The sequence below is a fragment of the Vibrio sp. zbq_1 genome (assembly GCF_043102935.1).
Taxonomy (GTDB): Bacteria; Pseudomonadota; Gammaproteobacteria; order Enterobacterales; family Vibrionaceae; genus Vibrio; species Vibrio parahaemolyticus.
Genome location: NZ_JBICJH010000024.1, coordinates 137,278 through 163,328 on the forward strand (window position 1 = coordinate 137,278; position 26,051 = coordinate 163,328).

The 26,051-nt window shown below is 44.7% G+C and carries 21 protein-coding genes; 15 read left to right on the plus strand and 6 right to left on the minus strand.

Annotation, left to right across the window (positions count from 1 at the left end; all coding sequences use genetic code 11):
- The first annotated feature begins 7 nt into the window (after positions 1 to 7).
- The 4 genes from grpE to dnaJ all read left to right on the plus strand — a co-directional run bounded on the left by grpE (position 8) and on the right by dnaJ (position 5,907).
- The gene (gene grpE / locus ACF8CV_RS12210) at positions 8 to 604 is read left to right on the plus strand and encodes a nucleotide exchange factor GrpE (RefSeq protein WP_005455958.1); all 597 of its coding nucleotides are present in this window, start codon (positions 8 to 10) and stop codon (positions 602 to 604) included.
- A 417-nt stretch (positions 605 to 1,021) separates the two neighbouring features.
- Positions 1,022 to 2,296: a dicarboxylate/amino acid:cation symporter gene (locus ACF8CV_RS12215; RefSeq protein WP_017448814.1), complete on the plus strand. Its 1,275-nt coding sequence runs from the start codon at positions 1,022 to 1,024 to the stop codon at positions 2,294 to 2,296.
- A gap of 347 nt (positions 2,297 to 2,643) precedes the next feature.
- Positions 2,644 to 4,557 carry a molecular chaperone DnaK gene (dnaK, locus tag ACF8CV_RS12220; protein WP_005455943.1) on the plus strand — a complete coding sequence of 638 codons (1,914 nt, stop codon included), beginning with the start codon at positions 2,644 to 2,646 and terminating at the stop codon, positions 4,555 to 4,557.
- Between the two features lie 204 nt (positions 4,558 to 4,761).
- On the plus strand, positions 4,762 to 5,907 hold the full coding sequence (gene dnaJ, locus ACF8CV_RS12225) for a molecular chaperone DnaJ (protein WP_005482993.1): 1,146 nt from the start codon (positions 4,762 to 4,764) through the stop codon (positions 5,905 to 5,907).
- Between the two features lie 68 nt (positions 5,908 to 5,975).
- Here dnaJ and ACF8CV_RS12230 read toward each other — a convergent pair whose 3' ends face one another.
- Positions 5,976 to 6,407 (minus strand): type IV pilin protein, encoded by a 432-nt coding sequence (locus ACF8CV_RS12230; RefSeq protein ID WP_024700118.1) that lies wholly within the window; start codon positions 6,405 to 6,407, stop codon positions 5,976 to 5,978.
- Positions 6,408 to 6,510: 103 nt separating this feature from the next.
- Here ACF8CV_RS12230 and ACF8CV_RS12235 point away from each other — a divergent pair, with 103 nt between their 5' ends.
- The 6 genes from ACF8CV_RS12235 to tadA all read left to right on the plus strand — a co-directional run bounded on the left by ACF8CV_RS12235 (position 6,511) and on the right by tadA (position 11,892).
- A complete protein-coding gene (locus ACF8CV_RS12235) occupies positions 6,511 to 7,026 on the plus strand; it encodes a GspH/FimT family pseudopilin (RefSeq protein WP_021487286.1) in 516 nt (171 codons plus the stop codon).
- 8 nt (positions 7,027 to 7,034) lie between these two features.
- The gene (locus tag ACF8CV_RS12240) at positions 7,035 to 7,661 is read left to right on the plus strand and encodes a PilW family protein (protein ID WP_005455995.1); all 627 of its coding nucleotides are present in this window, start codon (positions 7,035 to 7,037) and stop codon (positions 7,659 to 7,661) included.
- Positions 7,661 to 8,956, plus strand: a complete 1,296-nt coding sequence (locus ACF8CV_RS12245; RefSeq protein WP_025500967.1) for a hypothetical protein — start codon at positions 7,661 to 7,663, stop codon at positions 8,954 to 8,956. The genes ACF8CV_RS12240 and ACF8CV_RS12245 overlap by 1 nt, the downstream gene beginning before the upstream one ends.
- Positions 8,946 to 9,356 carry a type IV pilin gene (locus ACF8CV_RS12250; protein ID WP_138938479.1) on the plus strand — a complete coding sequence of 137 codons (411 nt, stop codon included), beginning with the start codon at positions 8,946 to 8,948 and terminating at the stop codon, positions 9,354 to 9,356. Before ACF8CV_RS12245 ends, ACF8CV_RS12250 begins: the two co-directional genes overlap by 11 nt.
- A gap of 287 nt (positions 9,357 to 9,643) precedes the next feature.
- Complete coding sequence (locus tag ACF8CV_RS12255; RefSeq protein ID WP_005483743.1) at positions 9,644 to 11,203, plus strand: AbgT family transporter; 1,560 nt, start codon at positions 9,644 to 9,646, stop codon at positions 11,201 to 11,203.
- A 164-nt stretch (positions 11,204 to 11,367) separates the two neighbouring features.
- Positions 11,368 to 11,892 (plus strand): tRNA adenosine(34) deaminase TadA, encoded by a 525-nt coding sequence (tadA, locus tag ACF8CV_RS12260; RefSeq protein WP_023623226.1) that lies wholly within the window; start codon positions 11,368 to 11,370, stop codon positions 11,890 to 11,892.
- Between the two features lie 57 nt (positions 11,893 to 11,949).
- Here tadA and ACF8CV_RS12265 read toward each other — a convergent pair whose 3' ends face one another.
- Complete coding sequence (locus tag ACF8CV_RS12265; RefSeq protein WP_005488686.1) at positions 11,950 to 12,084, minus strand: hypothetical protein; 135 nt, start codon at positions 12,082 to 12,084, stop codon at positions 11,950 to 11,952.
- A 308-nt stretch (positions 12,085 to 12,392) separates the two neighbouring features.
- On the minus strand, positions 12,393 to 13,970 hold the full coding sequence (gene mltF / locus ACF8CV_RS12270) for a membrane-bound lytic murein transglycosylase MltF (RefSeq protein WP_171055981.1): 1,578 nt from the start codon (positions 13,968 to 13,970) through the stop codon (positions 12,393 to 12,395).
- Between the two features lie 299 nt (positions 13,971 to 14,269).
- Here mltF and purL point away from each other — a divergent pair, with 299 nt between their 5' ends.
- Positions 14,270 to 18,178, plus strand: a complete 3,909-nt coding sequence (purL, locus tag ACF8CV_RS12275) for a phosphoribosylformylglycinamidine synthase (RefSeq protein WP_138938477.1) — start codon at positions 14,270 to 14,272, stop codon at positions 18,176 to 18,178.
- A 269-nt stretch (positions 18,179 to 18,447) separates the two neighbouring features.
- On the plus strand, positions 18,448 to 18,750 hold the full coding sequence (locus ACF8CV_RS12280) for a DUF3622 domain-containing protein (protein ID WP_005455950.1): 303 nt from the start codon (positions 18,448 to 18,450) through the stop codon (positions 18,748 to 18,750).
- An 87-nt stretch (positions 18,751 to 18,837) separates the two neighbouring features.
- Here ACF8CV_RS12280 and ACF8CV_RS12285 read toward each other — a convergent pair whose 3' ends face one another.
- Together ACF8CV_RS12285 and ACF8CV_RS12290 are read right to left on the minus strand one after the other, a co-directional pair.
- Positions 18,838 to 19,281 carry a hypothetical protein gene (locus ACF8CV_RS12285; RefSeq protein ID WP_021823167.1) on the minus strand — a complete coding sequence of 148 codons (444 nt, stop codon included), beginning with the start codon at positions 19,279 to 19,281 and terminating at the stop codon, positions 18,838 to 18,840.
- Positions 19,282 to 19,491: 210 nt separating this feature from the next.
- Positions 19,492 to 20,562, minus strand: coding sequence for a succinylglutamate desuccinylase/aspartoacylase family protein (locus ACF8CV_RS12290; protein ID WP_005455969.1), 1,071 nt, complete (start codon positions 20,560 to 20,562; stop codon positions 19,492 to 19,494).
- Positions 20,563 to 20,892: 330 nt separating this feature from the next.
- Between ACF8CV_RS12290 and ACF8CV_RS12295 the strand changes: the two genes are divergently transcribed.
- Complete coding sequence (locus ACF8CV_RS12295) at positions 20,893 to 21,432, plus strand: DUF3332 domain-containing protein (RefSeq protein WP_021449700.1); 540 nt, start codon at positions 20,893 to 20,895, stop codon at positions 21,430 to 21,432.
- Between the two features lie 76 nt (positions 21,433 to 21,508).
- Here the strand turns inward: ACF8CV_RS12295 and ACF8CV_RS12300 are convergent, their stop codons facing one another.
- Complete coding sequence (locus ACF8CV_RS12300) at positions 21,509 to 22,981, minus strand: aminoacyl-histidine dipeptidase (protein ID WP_005482957.1); 1,473 nt, start codon at positions 22,979 to 22,981, stop codon at positions 21,509 to 21,511.
- Between the two features lie 1,022 nt (positions 22,982 to 24,003).
- On the opposite strand from ACF8CV_RS12300, the gene ACF8CV_RS12305 reads away from it, so the two are divergent.
- Positions 24,004 to 25,293, plus strand: coding sequence for an NCS2 family permease (locus ACF8CV_RS12305; protein ID WP_005456001.1), 1,290 nt, complete (start codon positions 24,004 to 24,006; stop codon positions 25,291 to 25,293).
- Between the two features lie 268 nt (positions 25,294 to 25,561).
- Positions 25,562 to 26,026, plus strand: coding sequence for an oxytetracycline resistance phosphoribosyltransferase domain-containing protein Tet(34) (gene tet(34), locus ACF8CV_RS12310; protein ID WP_005381590.1), 465 nt, complete (start codon positions 25,562 to 25,564; stop codon positions 26,024 to 26,026).
- Positions 26,027 to 26,051: the final 25 nt, after the last annotated feature.

Here is a 26,051-nt window from a genome sequence, read left to right on the forward strand (position 1 = left end):
AGATATCATGAGCAACGAAGAAAACAAAGTTACAGAAGAAGAGCTTGATCAAATCATCGAAGAGGCTGAAAAAGTAGAAGCTGCGGCTCAAGAAGCTGAAGCAGAACTTGAAGAAATTGGTGACGAGAAAGACGCTAAGATTGCTCAACTAGAAGCGGCATTATTGTCTAGCGAAACCAAAGTAAAAGATCAGCAAGACGCAGTGCTTCGTGCAAAAGCTGAAGTTGAAAATATGCGTCGTCGTACTGAACAGGAAATCGACAAAGCGCGTAAATACGCTCTTAACAAGTTCGCTGAAGAACTGCTTCCTGTTATCGATAACCTAGAGCGTGCGATTCAAGCTGCAGATACAGAAAACGAAGTGATTAAGCCGATCCTTGAAGGTGTTGAGCTGACTCACAAGACGTTTGTTGATGTGGTTGCTAAGTTTGGTTTGAAAGAAATCAACCCTGAAGGCGAAACGTTCAACCCTGAATTCCACCAAGCAATGTCTATTCAAGAAAGCCCAGATCATGAATCAAACACCGTGATGTTTGTTATGCAGAAGGGTTATGAGTTAAACGGCCGTGTGATTCGTCCTGCAATGGTCATGGTTGCTAAATAACGACGCAAGTCACTGCAAAGTAAATACAAAATGCCTGTCACGTTTGTGATGGGCATTTTTGTTTTAAACAAAGGTGTACTCCCTCCGTCTCGCTGAACCATCGATATCTAAAATTTGATCCCTTTCAAAGTTTTTCCTATTGAGGATATTTTTTCTTATAGGGAATTTTCTTTCTATCAACTGCGTAGTTATACAACCCTAAACCGATAACTGGTTGTTATCATTTAACTAAGTGAACTTTGTTCTGAATATGAATGTATTCATAGTTTGTTTTGCTGAATTTTATTGTTAACAAAAATGTAAATTATCGCTTTATTTTGTAACTTTGATATGTATTATTTGCGACCACTGCTTTAGAAATAAGCAGATATAACTACAAAAATGTAAATAGTAAACACAACATATCGGAGATTTATAATGGATAAATCGCTTTCTAGTAAGATTTTCATAGGCTTGTTTGCCGGCCTTGTGCTGGGCACAGCTATTCAGTACTTATTTAGTGGTATTGCGATTTTTGATACTTACCTACTTGGAACGGCAGAAGGGGTTGGCGGCATGTTTGTCTCGCTGATCAAGCTTTTGGTTGTGCCTCTTGTGTATGTTTCAATCGTGTGCGGCATTGTCGATTTGAAAGACATTAGTGCTTTTGGTCGTCTTGGTGGGAAAACTTTTACTCTCTACATTCTCAATACCATCATTGCGATCGCAGCAGCGTTGACCGTAGGTTTAATTTTCCAACCGGGTGCTGGTGCAAACTTAGCGGGTACGGTTTCTGAAACCGTCAAGCTGACGACAACTGAAACACCAGATATTTTCTCGCTCGTGGTAAACATTGTACCAAGCAATCCAGTACAAGCTTTTGCTAACGGCGACATGCTACAAATTATCTTTATGGCTATTTTGACAGGTCTAGCCATTCAAGCTCTGGATTCTCGAGGTGGCCCTGCTATCCGCACGTTTAAGATGGCCAATGAGATCATGATGAAGCTGGTTGGTTTGGTCATGAGTCTAGCACCTTACGGTGTGTTTGCTCTGATGATTCAACTAGGTGCAACCTTAAATGCTAATACATTGATGTCTGTTGCAGGTTACGTTGCGCTTGTCGTGGCTATGCTTGTGTTCTGGATTTTCATCTTCTATCCAATGGCAGTTGGCATTACGACTGGAACTTCTCCAAAGGCGTTTCTCCGTGCAACTCGTGAACAAATCCTATTTTCCCTATCTACGGCAAGTTCAAATGCAACCATCCCTGTAACCATGCGTACTCTGACAGAGAAACTGCAAGTTTCTAAATCAGTTGCGGGTTTTGGTGTACCGCTAGGCGCGACGATGAACATGTCAGGTGTATCTATTTACATCGCGCTTGCAACAATCTTCGTTGCTAACGCGTTTGGCCAGCCAATTAACACCGCTGATGTGTTTACACTCGGTCTGACGATTCTTCTTCTTTCTATTGGTGCTGGTGGCGTACCAGGTGGTGGTGTAGTGATGGTTGGTGTGCTTCTTCACCAATTGGGTCTTCCACCAGAAGGTTTAGCTATCATTGCAGCGGTTGACCGTATCAACGATATGTTCTGTACCTCTTCGAACGTGGTAGGGGATACCGCAGTGAACACTATTGTCGCCAAAACAGAAGGTGAGATTGGCAATCAAGAAGAAGTAGAGGCGCAGCCTGCACAAGCTAATGCCTAGTCTTGAACAATAGAGTTGAATCTATATATAGAAAGCGAGCGGAATGAGCTCGCTTTCTTGTTTTTTTATGTCACAGAAAAATAACCGCTTTTCATCATGTTTACTTTGGAAGTTGTCTCTGGAATGTGATGCATTCCCAACAAGCTTGAAAGAAATCAATTAATTCATAAAAAATACGCTTTTTTTCAATTCTGCCCTTGAAAAGCGTTTTGACGCCCTTATCTATGTGGCATAGAGAAGCAAACATTGATTATTTTTGTTTGTGAGCAAGGGTTGAAACCCGATTCTCCTCCCCCCACATTGGGGTTATAACCAAACGAAAATAGAATTTATTCGGAGATAGCCAGATGGGTAAAATCATTGGTATTGACTTAGGTACTACTAACTCATGTGTTGCTGTACTAGACGGCGACAAACCACGTGTAATTGAAAACGCAGAGGGTGAACGTACTACTGCATCGGTTATTGCTTACACTGACGGTGAGACGCTAGTAGGTCAACCTGCGAAACGTCAAGCAGTAACTAACCCAACTAACACGCTATTTGCAATTAAGCGTCTAATTGGTCGTCGTTTTGAAGACGAAGAAGTTCAGCGTGACATCGAAATCATGCCTTACAAAATCGTTAAGGCTGACAACGGTGACGCTTGGGTAGAAGCGAAAGGCCAAAAAATGGCAGCTCCTCAGGTTTCTGCTGAAGTTCTTAAGAAAATGAAGAAAACTGCTGAAGACTTCCTAGGTGAGGAAGTAACTGGCGCAGTTATCACAGTACCTGCTTACTTTAACGATGCACAGCGTCAAGCAACGAAAGATGCTGGCCGTATCGCAGGTCTAGAAGTTAAACGTATCATCAACGAACCAACAGCAGCTGCGCTAGCTTACGGCCTAGACAAGAAAGGCGGTGACCGCACTATCGCTGTATACGACCTTGGTGGTGGTACATTCGATATTTCAATCATCGAAATCGATGAAGTTGAAGGCGAAAAAACATTCGAAGTTCTAGCAACTAATGGTGACACTCACCTAGGTGGTGAAGACTTTGATAACCGTCTAATCAACTACTTAGTAGACGAGTTTAAGAAAGAGCAAGGTATCGATCTTAAAAACGATCCACTAGCAATGCAGCGTGTTAAAGAAGCAGCAGAAAAAGCGAAAATTGAGCTTTCTTCTACTTCTCAAACAGACGTAAACCTACCTTACGTTACTGCTGATGCAACTGGTCCTAAGCACATGAACATCAAAGTGACTCGTGCGAAACTAGAATCTCTAGTTGAAGACCTAGTACAACGCTCTCTTGAGCCACTAAAAGTAGCTCTAGCTGACGCTGACCTATCAGTAAACGATATCACTGACGTAATCCTAGTTGGTGGTCAGACTCGTATGCCAATGGTTCAAGCGAAAGTTGCTGAGTTCTTCGGTAAAGAAGCGCGTCGTGACGTGAACCCTGACGAAGCAGTAGCAATGGGTGCTGCAGTTCAAGGTGGTGTACTTGCTGGTGAAGTTAAAGATGTTCTACTACTAGACGTAACTCCACTGTCTCTAGGTATCGAGACTATGGGTGGCGTAATGACTAAGCTAGTTGAGAAGAACACAACTATCCCAACTAAAGCGAACCAAGTTTTCTCTACTGCAGAAGACAACCAGAGCGCGGTAACTATCCACGTTCTACAAGGTGAGCGTAAGCAAGCGATGTACAACAAGTCTCTAGGTCAATTTAACCTAGAGGGCATCCAGCCTGCACCACGTGGCATGCCACAAATCGAAGTAACTTTCGACCTTGATGCGGATGGTATTCTGCACGTATCAGCGAAAGACAAGCAGACTGGTAAAGAGCAGAAGATCACAATCCAAGCTTCTGGCGGTCTAAGCGACGACGAAATCGAGAAAATGGTTCAAGAAGCAGAAGCTAACAAAGAAGCGGACAAAAAGTTCGAAGAGCTAGCAACTGCACGTAACCAAGCAGACCAAATGATTCACGGTACTCGTAAGCAAATGGAAGAAGCGGGTGACGCACTTCCAGCTGAAGAGAAAGAGAAGATTGAAACTGCTATCTCTGAGCTAGAAGAAGCACGTAAAGGCGAAGACAAAGAAGCAATTGACGCAAAAGTTCAAGCTCTTATGACTGCTGCTCAAAAACTAATGGAAATCGCTCAACAACAAGCTCAAGCGCAACAAGCACAAGGTGCTGACGCTGGCGCACAGTCAAAAGATGACGACGTTGTAGATGCGGAGTTCGAAGAAGTTAAAGACGACAAGAAATAATCTTTCTTAACCAGATGGCTGCAAAGCCATCTGGAGTCGATACGACTTCGGTGTGCGGGCGTTTGGGGTGACTCTTACGCCCGTCTGTTTGTAAACGCTGTCTTTCTAGTTAAGTATTTTGCAATAAGTGCACTTACCTAGAACGATACAAACACCAAGCGGTGAATCGATGCCGTTTGTAGTAATTAACTGGTGACGAAGAACATGTCAAAACGTGATTTTTACGAAGTATTAGGCGTAAGCCGTGATGCCTCAGAGCGTGATATCAAAAAGGCGTACAAGCGCCTAGCGATGAAATTCCACCCAGACAGAAACCAGGGTGATGAGTCTGCGGCGGACAAGTTTAAAGAAGTAAAAGAAGCGTACGAAGTTCTAACCGACTCTCAGAAAAAAGCGGCTTATGACCAATATGGCCATGCTGCTTTTGAACAAGGTGGCGGTGGTTTCGGCGGCGGCTTTGGTGGAGGCGGTGCTGACTTCGGCGACATCTTTGGTGATGTGTTTGGCGATATCTTCGGTGGCGGTCGCCGTGGAGGCGGTGGTCATCGTGCGCAACGTGGTGCCGACTTACGTTACAACATGGAGCTAACGCTAGAAGAAGCCGTTCGTGGTGTAACTAAAGAGATTGAAGTTCCGACACTGGTTCACTGTGACTCTTGTGACGGTAGCGGTGCGAAGAAAGGCTCATCGGCGGAAACATGTGGTACCTGTCATGGCCATGGCCAAGTGCAAATGCGTCAAGGTTTCTTCGCTGTTCAGCAAACCTGTCCTACCTGTCATGGTAAAGGTAAGATCATTAAAGACCCTTGTAATGAGTGTCATGGTCAAGGTCGCAAGCAAAAAACGAAAACACTTAACGTTAAAATCCCAGCTGGCGTGGATACTGGCGATCGCATTCGTCTATCTGGCGAAGGCGAAGCGGGAGAAATGGGTGCACCATCAGGTGATCTATACGTACAAGTACACGTGAAAGAGCACCACATTTTCGAGCGTGACGGCAACAACCTCTATTGTGAAGTGCCAGTAAGCTTTGCTATGGCTGCACTCGGCGGCGAAGTTGAAGTTCCAACTCTTGATGGACGAGTAAGCCTAAAAGTGCCGTCAGAAACACAAACTGGCCGTATGTTCCGTATGCGCGGTAAAGGTGTGAAAGGCGTCCGTGGCGGTGGTATTGGTGACTTGATCGTTAAATTGGTTGTAGAAACGCCAGTTAACTTAAGCTCTCGCCAAAAAGAATTGTTGAAAGAGTTTGAAGAGTCTTGTGGCGGTGAAGCTGCAACTAAACACAAACCAAAATCTGAAGGCTTCTTCAATGGTGTGAAGAAGTTCTTTGATGATTTAACCAGCTAAGATAAGTTCACTAAAAGCTCAAAAACAAAGGCCTGCTGAAACGCAGGCCTTTTTGCATTTGTAGTTTTTTAGTTCCAGCAAGCACTTGGTGATTCAACATTTGTTGACGTTAAAGTGATAGTTGTAGTGCCATTCAAGCACTCGTCGTCGTCCTGCCCAAGATCCGATTTTGCTGTTGCTGTAATGATGTAGGCTGTGCTTGCAGAGCTCGCAATATCGAACGAAAATCGATCTGTGTCGGAATCACATAGAGTACAGGCGCCACCAGAAATAATATGACTCCAGTCATACCCACCATCATAAGATGTCTCTAGTTCCAGTTGAATTCGACTAAGATCGCTCAAGGCAACCGTTCTATGGGACTTGATCACATGATTGGTATAAGAAGGGTAGGCGATTGCTGCAATGATTCCGACGATCGTTACGGCTATCAGTAATTCGATCAATGTCATCCCTCTCAATCTTTTTTTGTAGCTGTTACAACGAGAAATTCGAATCATCACGAGTAGTTTCCTTTTCACTTTTCCGCCTATTTTTGGCAGGTGATAGCATCTGTGCAAGATGAATTACGGTCGACTAGCCGTTTGCATGGGAATTTGGGAAATGCCTCGCGGGTTTACGTTGTTGGAACTTATGATCACTGTTGCTGTACTGAGTGCTTTATTGGCTACAGCTGCACCATCTTTCAAGAATGTCTTTGAAACCAATAAAATGCAGCGTTTAGCTAATGAATTACATGGCTTTGTTATTGAAGGTAAGTCTGAAGCAGTATTACGGCGCGAAAGACTCTGGGCGCACATCATCATGTCTGGGAGTTCATCCAGTGACGGAAACTGGCGTATTGATTTGACAGACAATGCGGCTGAGGGGGCTGGAACTGTGTTGTTCTCTTTATCAGGTAAGCCGTATGACGGTATTGTCGTTACCCCGAGCTATGCTTCCGATCAAATCAGCTTCGACGATGTCCATGGTCGACCATCATCAGGAAACTTGAAGTTTTATCCTGTTGGTGAATCATCAAAAGCCTTAAAGCTCATTTCTCATACTTTATCAGCCCGCGTAAGAGTATGTAGTGATAACAGCGGCACAGAATATTACGGTTATTCAACTTGCTCTTAAGGATGGCTATGTTTAAACAAAAAGGGGCGAGCCTTGTTGAGTTTATGATCGCATCTGCGCTTGGGCTTATTTCTCTAGCGACAGTGGGGTCAATCTATGTGAGTGGTCAACGAGTGATAATGGAACGTTCGAAAGAGTTAATGTTGTTACAGAATTCTGAAAGTGTCGTGCAGATGCTCAAGAGTGACATTCAGCGTGCTGGTTTTGACGGTAACGATGGTCATTCTATAAAAATATCGGGCTCAGCGAACACAATTTACACTCTTGATGATGTTGATAGAGGGCTAATTGCTTACGCCTATTACATAGGTGTTTCTGGCTCTGCTCCTTTGTATAAAAACGTGGCTTATGAGCAACGAGTTAACACGCCAGAGTCGCTATTTGTGTGTGAAAAAAAGCAAATAACGATATGGGATGTTAATGACGTGGTCAACCTTGCAGGCACAGGCTCATGTAACACTCTCTTTGATAAAAAAGTTATTCACGTTAATAGATTTGACCTGGCTAGTGAATTGCTAGAAAGCACTGATGCAAAAAGTGCACTGGTGACCATTACATTGGGAACCGAATTGAAAGACGCGACTGATATTCGCACGCAGCAGTCGTTTACTACGATGCAAAGGAACTGGCAGTAATGAAGAAACAACAAGGTGCAGCTGCGTTATTAGTTGTGAGCGTATTGCTAGTTGCGGCATTAATGATGTCTCTCGGTAGCTATAAATCCCTCTTTTACCAAATTAAACGAGCCAACAATCAAATTGAAGCACGACAAGAGCATTGGCGTGCAGAGGGGGGATTGGAGTGTTTCTATTCCTTAGTTCAAAGTACCGGTGATGTGTCTTCTGCAACTTCACTAATTTCAAGCCGATGTGAAGCGCCTTTAGGTTTACATCAATTAGCATTGGAACCCGACAACAAGCTGTTAAGTAAGCCAGTTCCAAACTCCAGCCGGACCGTTGAAAAACAACTTGTCCTTTCAAGAGGAAGAGCGTCCGGAGCAATAAAAAGTAGTACAGATTTATACGTTAATGGTAGCTCTGCATTTTCAACACCAGATCCTGGTGAATTTGTAGGAAGTGGGTGGGAGTGTGTTGCTATTCGCTATAAGAATGCATTTCACTCACGTGCTGGAGCGACAAACCAAGGGGTTATACATGGTTCTGCCCCTTATGCTGACTTTGTTCACAACAATATAGATTGTAAATCGGAACATATGAGTGTGACCTCTACTGACTCAGGTTACGGAGAAGACTTTATTCAAGATGCAGACCTAGAGCCATTTTACGACATTTTTAGAGAGCAACGCAGTGACTGGAACTCAGTGAAATCAGGCTGGGGGTTTACTACGATTGATTACGACGACTTAACTAACCAAGTCGTTACTGATTGTGGAAAGAAAGTTGGGGAGCAAATTTCAGCAGGGAAAACTCATATTTGGGTTACTGGGTCCTGTGAGTTTACTTCCTCGAAAAAGAATGGCTCTGGAGAGTATGAGAATGATTCTGATGGGATACCAATCAAAGGGGGCATTGATTATCTTAATGAAGCTTTTTCCGCTACTGGAGAAGCTCCAATATTACTTGTGGTTCAAGATGGTATTTTTGCTGTACATGGTTCAATGACATTCCCTGGTATGCTCTATCAACTTACGACTAATTCACTTACAGATTTAGATACACATTGGAACTTGTTCGAGGCCAAAGATCATTTTGGGGATGCGGCTAACTTTCCCACGCTTGCTCTAGATAAAGTCGTTTATCTGCAGCGTGGCTCATTTAGTTTTTCGGGGGGACAAGTGTTAGATAGTCCAGGTTATAGTGCTTATTTTGTTAACTCTCTAAATTTTGCATACAACCGAGATAACATCGATGAGGTCGTTGATCCGATTATTAATTTCCGCTGGAAAAAGGGCTCTTGGAATGATCTCTAAACAAAAAGGTTTTAACCTTCTTGAGATTCTAATTTCTTTTTTGCTTATCGGTGTCGGGGCTCTAGGTTTAACAAAGCTGAACGTGTATCTCGAACAAGAATCCGACTATGCGATAGAAAGTATTGAAGCGTTGCGTCTTGCTGAAAATAAATTGGAATGGTTCCGTACGCGTGGAGCATCCGATGCGCTTTCGACGATCTCTACGGCTAGCTTTGCCTCTATTACAACAGGATCTTCCGCTACTGGTGCGTATACAGTGGAGTGGGTTGTGCCGTCGGCTACTGTGTCTGGATCTCTTAAAACCATTACTATTACGACCAGTTGGAAAGATAGAATGGGACAAACGCAATCAGTTCAGTTGAAAACTATGATTTCACAGTACAGTGAATTCGAAAACTAAGTTCAATTGCATACATAGCTTGAGACAAAGTCGCGGATAATTTCTTTTTGATACTGGGTTTGTCTCGGTTAATGAATGGTTTTCGAACTGTTAATGCGGTTGATGTGCTACTGTTTTTATTATGTTTAATTGGAGTGGCGTTTTTGCAAAATATGTCTCCAATTATGGAAAAAATCATAGAACCTTGTGCTTTCCCTATCCTTATTTACTAGAATGCTGTGTTGATAATAGGCCGTTATAATTATTCAAATAGGCCTTGGCACCAACATCATTCATATGGAGTTACCATGAGTAACCAAGCTGTAAATAAGGCACCATCATCGAAGCCGAGCGGGATGGATCGCTTTCTAAACTTTATCGAGCGTGCAGGTAATAAAATTCCTGATCCTGCGATTTTGTTTTTCTGGGCACTGATCATTACTTGGGCTGCGTCTGCACTTTTGTCGAATGTGACTTTCGACCTTCCAAACCCTCGAACGGGCGAAGCTCTTACCATTACTAACTTACTTACGGGTGAAGCTCTAGCAAGTTTCCTTGCTAACATGGTCACTACGTTTACTGGTTTTGCACCTCTAGGCATCGTATTAGTTGCAATGTTGGGTGTAGGTGTTGCGGATTCTTCTGGTTTTATCACGACGGGCCTTAAGAAGATGCTGAACTTCACTCCAGCGAAGCTACTTACACCAATGCTTATTCTTGTCGCAATCATCTCGCATACCGCGGCTGATGCGGGCTACGTTTTGGTTATTCCTCTAGGTGGTATCATTTTCCATGCCGCTGGTCGTCACCCTCTAGCTGGTATCGCAGCGGCATTTGCTGGTGTGTCTGGTGGTTTCTCCGCAAACTTCATTCCTTCAGGTATTGACCCATTGCTCGCTGGTTTCACACAAACGGCAGCACAGGTTCTTGATCCTGAATACGTGGTTAACCCTCTAGCAAACATCTTCTTCACTGGTCTATCTTCAGTGATCATCGTTGCTATCGGTTGGTACGTGACTGAGAAAATCATCGAGCCACGTCTTGCAAAGATGCCAATTGATGAAGATGCAGAAACGGCACCAAACTTAGGCTCTTTCACTGAGTTGGAATCAAAAGCATTCCGCTACGCTGGCTGGGCTATGATGGCGGGTATCGCACTTCTTGTTGCCGCGTTATTGCCTGAGAACTCGGCACTTCGTTCTCCTGAAGGCGAAATTACGGCGTTTTCTGCGCCTATCATGAAGTCGATTGTTCCACTGATCTTCATTCTATTTATCATCCCTGGTTACGTTTACGGCAAAGTATCTGGCACCTTTAAGACAAGTAACGACATCATCAAAGCGATGGCGGACACCATGTCGACCATGGGCGCATACATTGTCATGTCGTTCTTCTGTGCTCAGTTCCTATCTGCATTTGCTCAGTCAAACATCGGTACGATGCTAGCGTTGTATGGTGCTGAAGGCTTAAAAGCGATGAACCTACCAGGTGAAGCAACCATCATTGGTATGATCTTGCTAACAGCGGCTGTAAACCTACTTATCGGTTCCGCTTCTGCGAAATGGGCTTTGATTGGTCCAATCCTAGTTCCAATGCTAATGGCGGTAGGTATTTCTCCTGAACTATCTCAGGCGGCTTACCGTGTGGGTGACTCAGTATCGAACATCATTTCGCCTCTGATGGTATTCTTCCCTCTTGTAGTGGTTTACTGTCAACGTTACGTGAAGTCGACAGGCATTGGTACACTTGCGTCACTGATGATGCCATTCTCGATTGCTATGTTGATTGGTTGGTCAATCTTCCTAGTTCTTTACTGGATGGTAGGTATCCCACTAGGTATTCAAGCTCCGTACACATACACGATGTAAATGATCGAATATTAGAGAAGCGCAGGTCGAAAGGTCTGCGCTTTTTTGTTTTGAGGTGCTATTACGAAAGAGGCACATCTCCAAAACTTATGTCCTGCTGTAGTGAAAGCGATGTTGGTGGTAATATTTCTCTATTCATAGTTACCTTCCTTTCTGGAGCCCTTTTGTCTGAGCATCAATTTACCCCACAAGACGAAATTTTTATGCGCCGTGCACTTGCATTAGCTGAACAAGCTGAATTGGAAGGAGAGGTGCCTGTGGGAGCGGTATTAGTTAAAGATGGAGAAGTGATTGCAGAAGGCTGGAACCGCTCTATCTGCTCTCATGATGCAACAGCACATGCGGAGATTCAGACTCTACGTAACGCTGGGGCTGTGTTAGAAAACTATCGACTTTTAGACACCACTCTCTATGTCACACTAGAGCCTTGCCCGATGTGCGCAGGAGCACTGTTGCACAGCAGAGTGAAACGCGTGGTATTTGGCGCGCCAGATCTTAAAGCGGGCGCGGCTGGTACGGTATTGAACTTGTTTGAGAGCCAAGCGGCTTACCATTACGCAACGGTCGAAAGAGGGCTGTTAGAGGATGAGTGCCGTGAGCAGTTGCAGGCCTTTTTCAAGCGTCGTCGCAAAGAAATTAAGGCCAAGAAACAAGAGAAAAAAGCGTCAGAAGGTAAGCAAGAAGATTAAGTTGGTGAGTTGTGTTCAGCAAACATCTACGGGTGTGTAGATGTTTGCTTTAAGTTCTTAGTGATTTACTAAGTGAACAAATACACGATTGCGTGAGCTGACTTTCTTTTTCATCGTTGTCAGCTTTCGCTTGCGGCGAATCGCAGCCACTGTCTTATTCAAACGCTTTGACTGCACTCTACGTCTTCTCATATCCGAACCTCCTGCAGACAAGACTACAAACACCCTCTCGCGATACAGCGCACGCTGCATCTACTTTGCATTGTGGATGACATTCTAGTGATGGAGTCACTTCAAATTAGGAGAGAGGGAAACCAACCGAACCGATTTATTCCGCAAGCATCAATTAACGGGTATGGACGCTGCAGTAAGGTGTTGACCAATCACGTTTGTATGCACTTACTATGATGACTGGTCTGGATCGGAACATCGGATTTTAGATAAGTTCTACCTTGGACTCAACAAAAAAGACGAGCTTCACACTCGTCTTTTTTGCGTGTTTATTCTTCTTCTTGGTCTAAATCTTCATCGACTTCATTGGTGACATCAGAGGCACCAGACACTTCTTTTGCAATGGTTTCCACCGCACCAGAAATAAGCAACTCTGGATTTAGTGGTGGGATAACCTGTAGATCATCCGTATCTTCATCAATGGAAGGCTTTTGACTGACATGCCCAATGATTGATTGGTAGTAGCGTCGAATATTTTCAACGTAATTTCGTGCCTCGTCTCCACGAGCGTAGCCATAACGGGTTTGGCTGTAGTAACGCTTTTGTCGTAACAGCGGCAGTCGGTCTTTTACATCCGCCCATGCGTTTGGATCGCCACCTTGTGCCTTGGTTAATCGACGCGCGTCCATCATGTGGCCATAACCAATATTGTACGATGCCAATGCAAACCAAATTTTTTCATGTTCGTTAATCGTATCAGGTACGCGAGCGACAATGCGACGCAGGTATTCCACACCACCACGAACAGATTGTTCTGGGTTTAGACGATCGGTTACACCAACACTTTTCGCAGTTGGTAAAGTCAGCATCATCATGCCACGAACACCCGTAGGCGATTTTGCTTTTGGTTTCCAATGAGATTCTTGGTAGGCCAAAGCCGCGATTAAACGCCAATCAAACTCTTCGCTGTATTTTTGGAACAGCGGAGCCCATCTCGGCAACTTATCATCAAGAGCACGAATAAAGGCACGCGTGTCCACGTAGTCAAACGCTTCAATATGGCCAATGTACTTCTCTTCAAGAGAAGCTAGCTCGCCAGATTGTTTGATATTGCCGAAAAACTCAATCAGCATCGCATACAAGCTCTCATCCTCTGAGCGGCGAGTAAACCATGATACTGGTTGATCTTCGGTGAGCTCAAAAGCAAGTGCTAAATCTGGATACAGGCGTTGCGCGAGAGACAGCTCTACGGAATCAGTGACGGTGAAACGCAGTTCTCCAGTCGATACATGTTTCAGTAAATCGCGAGTGTCAGCATCGCCCACGATTTCAAACTGCAATTCAGGATACTGCTTTTTCAATGCCGTCAGTGTCGGAACATATTGTGACTGTTCGACAATTTTCAATGTTTGTGCGCCAGCATTCACGTCTTCTTCTGATTGACTGTCTTTGGACGCTTGATACTCGATAAGCTGCTCAATATCACGAGGACGAAGCTGGCCCTTTTTGTAGACCACTTGCTGGCTTACATAATAATAAGCAGGGCCAGGTCTAAAACGTTTGACGGCTTGTGAGGTTTGATTAAGCCCCGTAGCAATAATATCGATGTCGCCCTTCTTTAAGGCAGGGAAAAGGTCGGCTTGTCTGAAAGCGGGTTTGATTTCTAGCTTTACGCCCAACTCTTCTGCAAATTTACGCGCCAGCTCATAATCCAAACCCGCAGGGCCATCAGGACCAATGTAGTACGAGAGTTGGTTGTTGAGCGTGCCAACGCGTAGAACTCCGCGCTCTTGGATTTTCTCGAATTCACTTTTCGGCTGCGACTCAATTTGGCAGGCAGAAAGTAGTAGCACAGAAGCAAAAAGTAGGACGCTGCGCTTGAGTCGGTTGAAGTGGCGTATTTGCATTGATCGGTACATCTCAGAAAATTTCTAGTGGTCTTTATATCAAAGCGTGGAGATGGGGCAAAGCGAATCGGACAGATAGAGTGCGACATTGTGTGTTTTATCGACATTTCGGCTACAACTCAAATTTGACAAAAAAAATGACGCAAACGGTTGCTTTTGATGTTACATCACAAAAACAATTGCTATATAATGCGCTCGCAATGACGAGGTGGAATCGGCATAGGTTCGATAGGGCTCAAGTTAAGTGTCTGAATTTATTCCAATATCACCTTAATCAATTGCATAAGAGACCTAAGCACATGAGAATTTTGCGTGGCTCCCCAGCTCTTTCTGAGTTTCGTGTTAATAAACTACTGGAACTTTGTCGTGAACAAGATCTGCCTGTAACTGGCATCTATGCCGAGTTTATGCATTTTGCAGATCTAAAGTCTGACCTTGATGACCAAGAGTTAGAAAAACTTGAAAAGTTACTAACTTACGGCCCAACAATTGAAGAGCATGAGCCAGAAGGTCTTCTACTTCTTGTTACGCCTCGTCCAGGCACTATCTCGCCTTGGTCTTCTAAATCTACCGATATCGCTATTAACTGTGGTCTGGACACTGTTAAGCGTCTGGAGCGCGGTACGGCTTACTACGTAGAATCTTCAGTTGTTCTATCAGAAGCTCAAGTTGACGCTGTCAAAGCGTTAATTCACGACCGCATGATGGAAACGGTGTTCACAGAACTTGAAGCCGCGTCAGCGCTGTTTACAGTCGCAGAGCCAAAGCCTGTGGCGCATGTTGATATCTTAGCGGGCGGTCGTCTTGCGCTTGAAGAAGCAAACGTTTCCCTTGGTTTGGCACTCGCAGAAGATGAAATTGATTACTTGGTGGAGAATTTCACTAAGTTAGGTCGTAACCCTAACGACATCGAGCTGATGATGTTTGCTCAGGCGAACTCAGAGCACTGTCGTCATAAGATCTTTAATGCAGACTGGACTATCGATGGCGTAGACCAAGAGAAGTCTCTGTTTAAGATGATCAAAAACACATTCGAAACGACACCAGACCATGTTCTGTCTGCTTACAAAGATAATGCAGCGGTAATGACTGGTTCTAAAGTGGGGCGTTTCTTCCCAGATCCTAAAACTCGTCAATACACTTACCACCATGAAGATGCACACATCTTAATGAAGGTAGAGACGCACAACCACCCAACGGCTATCTCTCCATGGCCGGGTGCATCAACGGGTTCTGGTGGTGAAATCCGTGACGAAGGCGCGACGGGTATCGGTGGTAAGCCAAAAGCGGGTCTGGTTGGTTTCACAACCTCTAACTTGCGTATTCCTGGTTTTGAACAGCCATGGGAAACGGACTTCGGTAAGCCGGGTCGTATCGTAAACGCACTAGACATCATGCTTGAAGGCCCTCTAGGCGGCGCGGCGTTCAACAATGAATTTGGTCGTCCAAACCTATTAGGTTACTTCCGTACCTACGAAGAAAAAGTGACTTCTCACGCGGGTGAAGAAGTGCGTGGTTACCACAAGCCAATCATGATTGCTGGTGGTATGGGTAACATCCGTGACGAGCACGTACAGAAGAAAGAGATCCCAGTAGGTGCAAGCCTGATCGTACTTGGTGGCCCTGCAATGAACATCGGTCTTGGTGGCGGTGCGGCGTCTTCAATGGCATCTGGTCAGTCAGCGGAAGATCTGGACTTTGCTTCAGTACAACGTGAAAACCCAGAGATGGAGCGTCGTTGTCAGGAAGTGATCGACCGCTGTTGGCAGCTAGGTGAAGCGAACCCAATCGCATTTATCCACGATGTGGGTGCGGGCGGTATCTCTAACGCACTTCCTGAGCTTTGTGACGACGGTGAGCGTGGCGGTAAGTTCCAGCTACGTGATGTACCAAATGATGAATTGAGCATGAGCCCTCTGGAAATCTGGTGTAACGAATCTCAGGAGCGTTATGTTCTTGCGGTAGCGCCAGAAAACATGGAGGCGTTCGATGCGATTTGTAAGCGCGAGCGTGCACCTTACGCAGTGGTTGGTGTGGCAACAGAAGAGCGTCATCTGACGCTAGAAGATTCTCACTTCGATAACACGCCAATTGATATGCCAATGGATATCTTGCTTGGTAAAACACCGAAGATGCACCGTGAAGCAACGACTTTGAAAGTAGATAGCCCAGCGATCGTACGCGACGGTATCGAAATCAACGAAGCGGTAGATCGCGTACTTCGTCTTCCTACGGTTGCTGAGAAAACATTCCTGATCACGATCGGTGACCGCTCAGTTACTGGTTTAGTTGCTCGTGACCAAATGGTTGGTCCTTGGCAGGTGCCTGTGGCGAACTGTGCAGTTACGGCGGCAAGTTACGACACATACCACGGTGAAGCGATGTCGATGGGTGAGCGTACTCCGGTTGCTCTACTAGACTTTGGCGCGTCTGCTCGTCTGGCTGTTGGTGAGTCACTAACTAACATCGCGGCGACTGACATCGGTGATATCAAGCGCATTAAACTGTCTGCGAACTGGATGTCTCCAGCGGGTCACCCAGGTGAAGATGCGGGTCTTTACGAAGCAGTGAAAGCGGTTGGTGAAGAGCTATGTCCGGCGCTAGGTCTGACTATCCCAGTTGGTAAAGACTCAATGTCAATGAAGACTAAGTGGGAAGAGAATGGCGAAAGCAAAGAAGTGACTTCGCCACTATCGCTAGTTATCACTGCGTTTGGTCGTGTTGAAGACGTGCGTAAGACACTAACGCCTCAGCTTCGCACACCTGATACTTTGGAAGGACTAGGTGACACTTCACTTGTTCTTGTTGACCTAGGTAACGGCAAAAACCGTTTGGGTGCAACAGCACTAGCACAGGTATACAAACAGCTAGGTGATAAGCCTGCTGACGTAGACAACGCAGAGCAGCTAAAAGGCTTCTTTGATGCAATGCAAACACTGGTTCGTGACGACAAGCTGCTTGCTTACCACGATAAAGGTGACGGTGGTCTATTTGTAACGCTGGCTGAGATGGCGTTCGCGGGTCACTGTGGTGTGAAAGCGGACATCGCAAAGCTTGGTGACGATGTGCTGGCGGTTCTGTTTAACGAAGAATTAGGTGCGGTTGTTCAGGTTAAGAACGACGATCTGGATTCAGTTCTATCTACACTAGCGGCAAACGGCTTAGAAGCATGTTCACACGTAATTGGCTCTGTTGAAGCTTCAGACGATTTCGAGATCACTTCAGGTGATGCAGTTGTGCTTAAGCGCTCACGTACCGAACTACGTGTTATCTGGGCTGAAACTACGCATAAAATGCAGGCGCTACGTGATAACCCAGCATGTGCAGACCAAGAATTTGAAGCGAAGAAAGACAACACTGACCCAGGTCTGAACGTATCTCTAAGCTTTGATGTGAATGAAGATATCGCAGCACCTTACATTGCGAAAGGCGCGAAACCTAAGATGGCGATTCTTCGTGAACAAGGTGTTAACTCTCACGTTGAAATGGCAGCAGCCTTTGACCGTGCTGGCTTTGAAGCAACCGACATCCACATGAGCGACATTCTGACAGGCCAAGCGGTACTTGATGAATACCAAGGTCTGGTAGCTTGTGGTGGTTTCTCTTACGGTGACGTGCTAGGTGCGGGTGAAGGTTGGGCGAAGTCTATCCTGTTTAACGCACAAGCTCGTGAGCAGTTCCAAGCGTTCTTTAATCGTGAAGATACATTCTCTCTCGGAGTATGTAACGGCTGTCAGATGCTTTCTAACCTGAAAGAGCTTATCCCGGGTGCAGACTTGTGGCCACGTTTTGTTCGCAACGAATCTGAGCGTTTTGAAGCACGCTTTAGCTTGGTTGAAGTACAGAAGTCTGATTCTGTGTTCTTCGATGGCATGGCGGGCTCACGTATGCCTATCGCGGTTTCTCACGGTGAAGGTCGTGTCGAAGTACGTGACGGTGAGCACCTAAACGCAATTGAAGCGTCAGGTACTGTAGCGCTACGTTACGTTGATAATAACGGTAACCCAACGCAACAATACCCGAACAACCCGAATGGTTCGCCAAATGCGATTACCGGTCTGACTACCGCAGATGGCCGTGTAACCATCATGATGCCTCACCCAGAGCGTGTATTCCGCACAGTTGCAAACTCTTGGGCTCCGGAAGGTTGGGGTGAAAATGGCGCTTGGATGCGTATGTTCCAAAACGCGCGCAAGAACATCGGTTAAGTCTTAATACTTTACAAACGCAAAGCGCAGATCGAAAGATCTGCGCTTTTCTTTTTTGGGATTGTGGAAGTGCGAAGTCGAAAACGGGCTAGTACACTTATTGCTAACAACCAATGTGGTTTAAGTGTGGAAAATAAAATTTTTGCAGCCAATCATAATGATTTATGCTCTAATACCGCGCTTACCAAGGGATGGTGTTAAACAGCTCAGCTTAGATGGAGTTATCAAGTTGACCGAATCCCTGATTAATCCCTTAGGAACTGAAATAGATGTCTAAAAATCCAAAATTTGCTATCCGCGTAACTGAAAAACGTAACGGTTGGAGCGCAGAAATCACTCGTCAAGTAACGTCTCGCAAAACAATGGTTTCAAAACGTGAAACTGGGTTTGACAGCGAAGAAAAAGCACAAGCTTGGGCTGAACAAGAACTTGCGGGCTTCATTGAAAACCAAGTTGTTCGTAATGAGCGTAAAGCTGTACAGCGTCAAGAACGTGAAGCAGAGCAACTTGCGGCAAAAGTTCGCAAAGAAGAAGCTCGTAAAGCACGCGAAGCTGAAGCTGACGAAGAATAATGGCATATATTCCGATTGATGTTTCGATCTGTCGGTAATGCTAAAAAGCCCTGAAGTTTTCTTCAGGGCTTTTTTGTTGGCTCATTTTCATAAGCAGTCAGAAGAAACCGAGAAGCCAAAAGAGCCTTCGGAAGGTGCGGCAAACTGTTGGTTGCCAGGCAGTAAGTGAGGATTGTTTGCGTAAACACGATGAGATGATTTGTTATTACGTGTATGCACAGGCGGTAAATCAATATGATGTAAGCCATCCGAAAGATCGTTGGCCTCACCGTAGTCAAAGTCTGTTGTGACCTCGGCGTTATTTTTTGTGTGGTAACAATGATCTGGCTTGCCTTCCTCTCGCCATTTGAGTTCTGAGCGTTGCGCGTCCAAGTTGAGTTCATCTGGAACAGATGAAGCATAATGATCTTCTAGTGAATGTTGTTGACTTTGTTCTTGTAAGTATTGAGCGATGTTTTCAGATTCTTGAGCGAGGAGATTTGCAGAAAGTCCAAGTCCCAACAAACAGCTAATGAGTTGTGTTTTATTCATAGATGTGTGCAAGCAAAAAGAAAACATAATACGAATAAATAAAACGCTGTGCAATTGTGCGGTGAACAAGATGAATTGAAATAAGCTAAACACGAAGCACAAACGTTAAGTTTTCATGTTTAAGTGTTTGTAATAAATAATATTGGTGAGTAAACATAACAAAAAAAGCCCGGCAACAGGTACTGGGCTTTGAGATCATAGAGCATGCAATTATGACTGAGTGTCGAGTGGGATTTGTCCCGTCGTTACCTGTTCGACGTCAAACTCAGTTAATCCTTCAATGTAGCTTTCTACCGCTTGTTCTACTTCATCGTCGCTTTGGCTGAAGTATGCGAGGTGGAAAATGGCATCGCCTTCGTTCACTAATGGCAGCGTTTGCTGACCGATCACTAAGCCACTTTTAGGTGCTTTTAGCTCTATTTCATCGTGACCGAGGGGGGAGCTGATGTAAGCTAAGGTTTCCCCTTTTTCTACTTTATCGCCTAGGTTCACCACCGTGCGCAAAATACCGTTGCCTGGCGCTCTAACCCAGCTGGTCGATTTCGCGATAACAGGTTCAGGCAGTTTTTTACGGCTGGCTCTTAACATACCGATCGCTTGCATAACGCGTTGAACGCCTAAAACACCAGCACTGATAGATAGCGGATCAAAGCGAAGTGCTTCACCAGCTTCGTAAGTCAATACTGGGATATCACACTTCTCGGCTTCGCTACGTAGCGAGCCATCACGCAATGCTGAGTCAACGATCACTGGCGTGGCAAATGCTTTAGCAATGCGCAGTGTTTCCGGATTGCTCAGGTTAGCGCGTATTTGGGGTAGGTTAGTACGATGAATCGCACCTGTGTGTAAATCTAAAATGTAATCACAACGTTTCGCTATATTATTGAAGAATCCATACGCCATACGCGAAGCGAGTGCGCCTTTTTCGCTGCCAGGGAAACAACGGTTTAGATCGCGGCGATCGGGTAAGTAACGAGACTTATGGATAAAGCCAAATACGTTTACGATTGGCACCGCAATAACCGTACCTTTTAGCTTTAATGGGTTTAACTGGTTGATCATCTGACGAACGATCTCTACGCCATTAAGCTCATCACCATGGATTGCGGCGTTCACCATCAGCACTGGACCTTCTTGTTTCCCGTGAATGATTTCCACAGGGATAGAAAGTGGAGAGTGCGTGTATAGCTGAGCAGCTTCGAATTCTACTTCTAAACGCTGTCCTGGTTGTATTTTATGCCCGAGCAGCTCAAATACTTTGCTTGTTTTACTTCTGGCCATAAACCATCTCTGTCAAATAAGTTAGCAACAATGTAACAATCGCGTCAAAATCACACTAATCATTCTAATTAAGGATACGACAAATTATTTTAATCAAGGAGAGCAAATAATAACCTTTTGTGGAAAGTTTGTTGTAAATGTGACGTTTATTATTTGCTGAATATCTCGTCACCCTTATCTTAAATTGGTTATTTATTGTTTAGATAAATGTCCACGTATTAAAAATAATAAAGATGCTTTCTTCGGAAAATTCTGTCTTTTATCCCTAGTTTTTATAAGCTAATATCCGCGCCGAATTTTCGACCTAATACTTTCTAACTAGAGGTTTTGATGAAAAAGGCAATTGCTAAAATTGGCGCATTGACTGCTGTGGCAGTTTCACTTTCAGGTTGTGTTGGCAGCAACGCGGTAACTGGCTATGTTATGGGCTTCAACTTGAAAGCGGTAGATAACCGTTACGCTCGTGGTGGTCTAAACATGCTTATGGCACCAGTTTACGGTGTGGCAATCGCAGCTGACTACATCGTATTTAACTCTCTAGAGTTCTGGACTGGTAAAAACCCGCTAAACGGCAAACCACACATCTTCGATACTAAGATGGACACTTACATTGATGTAAACCACCAGCTAGATAAGTCGCTTACAACAGCGCCGATTGGCCCACTTACAAACAACCGCGTTATCGAGCAAGGCCAAATGCACCAAATCAATGAAAATACGGTTCAGATGAACATCACATACAACAACGGCGAAAAAGCGACGTTAATGGGTGTACGTGAGGGTGAGTTTGTTACTTACTACATCAATGGTGAAGTGGTCGCGAAGACTTCTATGGATGAGCTAGCAGCGTACGCGCAAACTCGTGCATAATTCGCGATACTCTCGTGATAAATAGCAATAAAAAAGGGTGCCTCGGCACCCTTTTTGTTTTGTTGTCACGTTTGGATTACGCTTTCTCAGGAATTGCTTCTAGAAGCGCAACCATTTGATCCCAGAACAGTTGAACGGTATCAATCTTCACTTTTTCATCAGGAGAGTGAGGGAACTTGATCGTTGGGCCGAAAGAAACCATGTCCATGTTCGGGTACGGCTCTTTAAATAGACCACATTCCAGACCAGCGTGAATAACCATGATGTTTGGTTTGTGACCGTAAATGCCTTCATACATATCACGGAAAATCGCCATGATTTCTGAATCAGCGTCTGGTTTCCAACCAGGGTAAGCGCCTGAGAACTCAACTTGTGCCCCTGCGAGTTCAGCAACAGAGCGTAACATGCTCTCTACTTGGCTGCGGCCAGAGTCAATCAAAGAGCGAATCAGACACAGAACCGTGACTTTATTTTCTTCAGTAGTGATCACGCCAACGTTCAGTGACGTTTCAACCACACCTTCAATTTCGTCGCTCATGCGCATCACGCCATTTGGACATGCGTTGAGAGCAGCAATAAAGCGTTGTTGGTCCGCCGCGGTGAAAGCTTGTGATTCGGTTACGATCTCTTCATTGAACGTCACAATACCCGTTTCTACTTTGCCAAGCTCTGCTTTTAATAGCTCAGTGTAGTAGTTGAAAAGCTCTGCAAGTTTCTCTTGGTTTTCAGCAGGAACAGCAACTGTTACGAAAGCTTCGCGAGGAATAGCATTACGCAAACTACCACCACGGAATTCAACCAAGCGAAGATCCAACTCTTGTGCATGGCCCGCTAGGAATCGGCCAAGCAGTTTGTTGGCATTACCACGACCAGTGTGGATATCACAACCAGAGTGACCGCCTTTTAAACCCTTCAAGGTTAGCTGACGAGTCACAAAGCCAGTAGGGATCGCGTCGCGTTTGATGTCAAAAGTCATCGCACCATCGATACCACCAGCGCAGCCCATGTACACTTCGCCTTCTTGCTCTGAGTCGGTGTTTAGAAGAATATCACCTTCCAACCAACCTGCTTCAAGCCCGAATGCACCTGTCATGCCTGCTTCTTCATCAATTGTTAGTAGAACTTCAATTGGCCCATGCTTGATATCTTTAGATGCTAATACAGCAAGACAAGAAGCCATACCAATACCGTTGTCTGCACCAAGCGTCGTGCCTTTCGCTGTTACCCACTCACCATCGATGTACGGTTGAATTGGATCTTTTGTGAAGTCGTGGTCAGTGTCTTCATTCTTCTGTGGCACCATGTCAATGTGTGCTTGAAGAACCACGCCCTTTTTGTTTTCCATCCCAGGCGTTGCTGGCTTTTTGATGAATACGTTGCCCGTTGGGTCTCGGCGAACATCGAAGCCTTGCTCTGTTGCCCAGTTGATAATGTACTGTGCTAATGCTTCTTCATGCTTAGATGGATGAGGGATGGAACAAATCTTATCGAAAAACTGCCAAAGTGGAGCAGGTGACAAGGTACTGATTTCAGAATGGAATTCAGACACGGAAGACTCCTTTTGATGTGCTTTGCCAAATATATACCGTATAAATAATGTGTGATTAGCAGGAAATGCTAATGATATTTGGCATGAATTAGCTCAAGGATACCACCAGACGAAGGCTACTAGTAGTCGAGAACAAAAGGATTTCCTTCCTCACTGTCACACTTTATGAACATGGTATAAGTCGTAAATGCGCTTATGTTTATATGAACTGAAAGTAGAATAATTTTTAATTCACAAAAATGTAATTTAATTACAGTTAAAATTTGATTGACGTCAATTTATGGATTTTTTGTGACTTTTATCACTAAAATGCTTGTAATTAAATTTCTTGGTGGTATATTTGTAACCAGCTTCTGAGATGAAGAATGAAATGCTCAAAGGATGAGTCCGTTTATCGCCTCCAAGGAACCGAGAAATCAACGACTGTTTTAATTGATTTAGAAGGTGATATTTATGAAAGGTTTACCAAGTGCAATGTTCTGGAATAGCAAATCTGTATATACCGGTAACTTTGTATACCCAACAAGCTTTGGCTACTAAGTGAAGTCAACGCATGTGACTCGAACAGTTTGTTCACCCCTATAAATTGGAATTTTTTTTCAGTGATAGTGCTGACATGATTCACCGCCACTCAAATTGAGTGGCGTTTTTTTATCTCTTTTTTCTACTTCCGACCAAATTTCCACCACTAAGCCTCCATTCTCTTATTGCTGCTAAAAGGAATCCCACTTACGCAGTAAATTGTGAGTGAATATTGCCCTTTAACGTCCATTTCTGTTTGAAAGTTTAGAACATTGCTCAATTTGCACGCATTGAAGGCAAAGTGAACATGAGCGGTTAGTCATTGTTTAATAAGCGCTATATTCAATCTTGATTTTAAATACTAACGGATGGGTTTCATATCCTGCGAAAAAAATCGCTTTAGAGTGATGATTCTATCTAGAATTTGCTATTTGATAACTTTATAATTCCTGCCAATCGATTACGCAACCGTTTACTTTTTACCTTTACAGGATTCGATCATGCTCGAAAGGCTCTTTAAACTTAGTGAAAACGGCACAAATGTGCGCACTGAGATCATTGCAGGTATTACGACCTTCCTTACCATGGCTTACATTATTTTTGTAAACCCAGCGATTTTGTCTGATACCGGTATGGATCGTGGTGCGATCTTTGTTGCAACGTGTCTTGCCGCCGCGATTGGCTGTTTCATTATGGGCTTAGTCGCAAACTACCCAATTGCTCAGGCTCCGGGCATGGGTCTAAACGCATTCTTCACATATTCCGTTGTGTTAGGCATGGGTTACACATGGCAAGTCGCGCTGGCTGCAGTGTTTGTTTCTGGTGTTTTGTTTATTCTGCTGAGCATTTTTAAGATTCGTGAGTGGATCATTAACTCGATCCCGCATTCGCTTCGCACCGGCATTTCTGCAGGTATTGGCCTTTTCTTGGCGTTTATCGCCCTTAAAAACGCAGGTATTGTGGTTGATAACCCAGCGACATTGGTTTCAATGGGCGATATCACGTCATTGCCATCAGTGTTGGCGGCGATTGGTTTCTTCCTTACTATCGCGCTTGTTCACCGTGGTGTGAAAGGTGCGGTGATGATCGCGATTTTGGGTGTGACGGCGCTTGGTCTTCTATTTGGTGATGTGCAATGGAACGGTGTCATGTCAACACCACCAAGTATCGCACCAACATTCTTGCAATTGGATTTCTCAGGTCTATTTGAAGTCGGCATGATCTCTGTTGTGTTCGCTTTCTTATTCGTCGACTTATTTGATACGGCTGGTACGCTCGTTGGCGTTTCTCAAAAAGCCGGTCTAACGGATGAGAATGGCAACATTCCTCGTCTAAACAAAGCACTACTTGCTGACTCAACAGCGACTTCTGTTGGTGCGTTGCTAGGTACGTCAAACACGACTTCATACATTGAAAGTGTTTCGGGCGTAGCTGCTGGTGGTCGTACTGGCCTAACCGCAGTGGTTGTTGGTGTACTCTTCCTGCTTGCACTATTGTTCTCGCCACTAGCGGGTATGATCCCTGCGTATGCAACGTCAGGTGCATTGTTCTATGTAGCAATTTTGATGCTTTCTGGCTTGGTGAGCATTGATTGGCGTGACCTAACTGAAGCATCTCCAGTCGTTGTAACTTGTCTTGTGATGCCGCTTACTTTCTCTATTGCAGAAGGTATCACCCTAGGCTTTATTGCGTATGCTGCAATCAAATTGTTTAGTGGCAAAGGCCGCGATGTATCGATGAGTGTTTGGGTTATGTCTGCCATCTTCATCGTTAAATACCTAGCCGGGTAATTACTTTTAAAAAGCCAGCGCGAGCAGCAAAAGCTGTTCGTGCTGGCTTTTTGCTTTTAGCGTTGTTCACTGAATTCGATTTTTCTGCGTAATAGGCGGAGAATTTTGATATCACCGTTGGTATTAACGGTGTGTTTCGGTAGAATAATCGTTTGCGCAGCTTGAAATCCTCGTCTCCTGACCTCTGGAGAGCATAGTGAATATTCCGCTTTAAAGCCGTTTCGCTAGATTTTGAGGATGCATATTTTCAAATTATTAGGTTATTACAATGAGTAAAAAATTCATTATCACTTGGGATGCGATGCAGACTTACTGCCGTGAACTGGCTGAGAAACAGATGCCAGCTGAGCAATGGAAAGGTATTTGGGCGGTAAGCCGTGGCGGTCTAGTACCGGGTGCTATCTTGGCTCGTGAACTGGGTATTCGCTACGTTGATACAATTTGTATCTCAAGCTACGACCATGATCATCAACGTGATATGACAGTGCTTAAAGCACCTGAAGGCGATGGTGAAGGCTACCTAATCGTTGAAGACCTAGTAGATAGCGGTGATACAGCGCGCAAACTGCGTGAAATGTACCCGAAAGCAAAAATGATTGCAGTATGTGCAAAACCGTCGGGTAAAGAATTGTTAGATGACTACGTAGTAGACATCGCGCAAGACACTTGGATCGAGCAACCTTGGGATATGTCTATCCAGTACGCAGAGCCAGTAAACCGCAAGCAAAAGTAATCGCTAGCGAAGAATATTGAGAAAT

Excerpts from the sequence above, each read along its gene's own strand:
- ACF8CV_RS12305 (WP_005456001.1), top strand. The coding sequence starts at position 24,004 with ATGCTCGAAAGGCTCTTTAAACTTAGTGAAAACGGCACAAATGTGCGC.
- dnaK (WP_005455943.1), top strand. The coding sequence starts at position 2,644 with ATGGGTAAAATCATTGGTATTGACTTAGGTACTACTAACTCATGTGTT.
- dnaJ (WP_005482993.1), top strand. The coding sequence starts at position 4,762 with ATGTCAAAACGTGATTTTTACGAAGTATTAGGCGTAAGCCGTGATGCC.
- ACF8CV_RS12255 (WP_005483743.1), top strand. The coding sequence starts at position 9,644 with ATGAGTAACCAAGCTGTAAATAAGGCACCATCATCGAAGCCGAGCGGG.
- ACF8CV_RS12290 (WP_005455969.1), bottom strand. The coding sequence starts at position 20,562 with ATGGCCAGAAGTAAAACAAGCAAAGTATTTGAGCTGCTCGGGCATAAA.
- ACF8CV_RS12245 (WP_025500967.1), top strand. The coding sequence starts at position 7,661 with ATGAAGAAACAACAAGGTGCAGCTGCGTTATTAGTTGTGAGCGTATTG.
- ACF8CV_RS12235 (WP_021487286.1), top strand. The coding sequence starts at position 6,511 with ATGCCTCGCGGGTTTACGTTGTTGGAACTTATGATCACTGTTGCTGTA.
- ACF8CV_RS12280 (WP_005455950.1), top strand. The coding sequence starts at position 18,448 with ATGTCTAAAAATCCAAAATTTGCTATCCGCGTAACTGAAAAACGTAAC.
- ACF8CV_RS12240 (WP_005455995.1), top strand. The coding sequence starts at position 7,035 with ATGTTTAAACAAAAAGGGGCGAGCCTTGTTGAGTTTATGATCGCATCT.
- ACF8CV_RS12285 (WP_021823167.1), bottom strand. The coding sequence starts at position 19,281 with ATGAATAAAACACAACTCATTAGCTGTTTGTTGGGACTTGGACTTTCT.
- ACF8CV_RS12265 (WP_005488686.1), bottom strand. The coding sequence starts at position 12,084 with ATGAGAAGACGTAGAGTGCAGTCAAAGCGTTTGAATAAGACAGTGGCT.
- purL (WP_138938477.1), top strand. The coding sequence starts at position 14,270 with ATGAGAATTTTGCGTGGCTCCCCAGCTCTTTCTGAGTTTCGTGTTAAT.
- ACF8CV_RS12230 (WP_024700118.1), bottom strand. The coding sequence starts at position 6,407 with ATGATTCGAATTTCTCGTTGTAACAGCTACAAAAAAAGATTGAGAGGG.
- ACF8CV_RS12295 (WP_021449700.1), top strand. The coding sequence starts at position 20,893 with ATGAAAAAGGCAATTGCTAAAATTGGCGCATTGACTGCTGTGGCAGTT.
- ACF8CV_RS12250 (WP_138938479.1), top strand. The coding sequence starts at position 8,946 with ATGATCTCTAAACAAAAAGGTTTTAACCTTCTTGAGATTCTAATTTCT.
- grpE (WP_005455958.1), top strand. The coding sequence starts at position 8 with ATGAGCAACGAAGAAAACAAAGTTACAGAAGAAGAGCTTGATCAAATC.
- ACF8CV_RS12215 (WP_017448814.1), top strand. The coding sequence starts at position 1,022 with ATGGATAAATCGCTTTCTAGTAAGATTTTCATAGGCTTGTTTGCCGGC.
- mltF (WP_171055981.1), bottom strand. The coding sequence starts at position 13,970 with ATGCAAATACGCCACTTCAACCGACTCAAGCGCAGCGTCCTACTTTTT.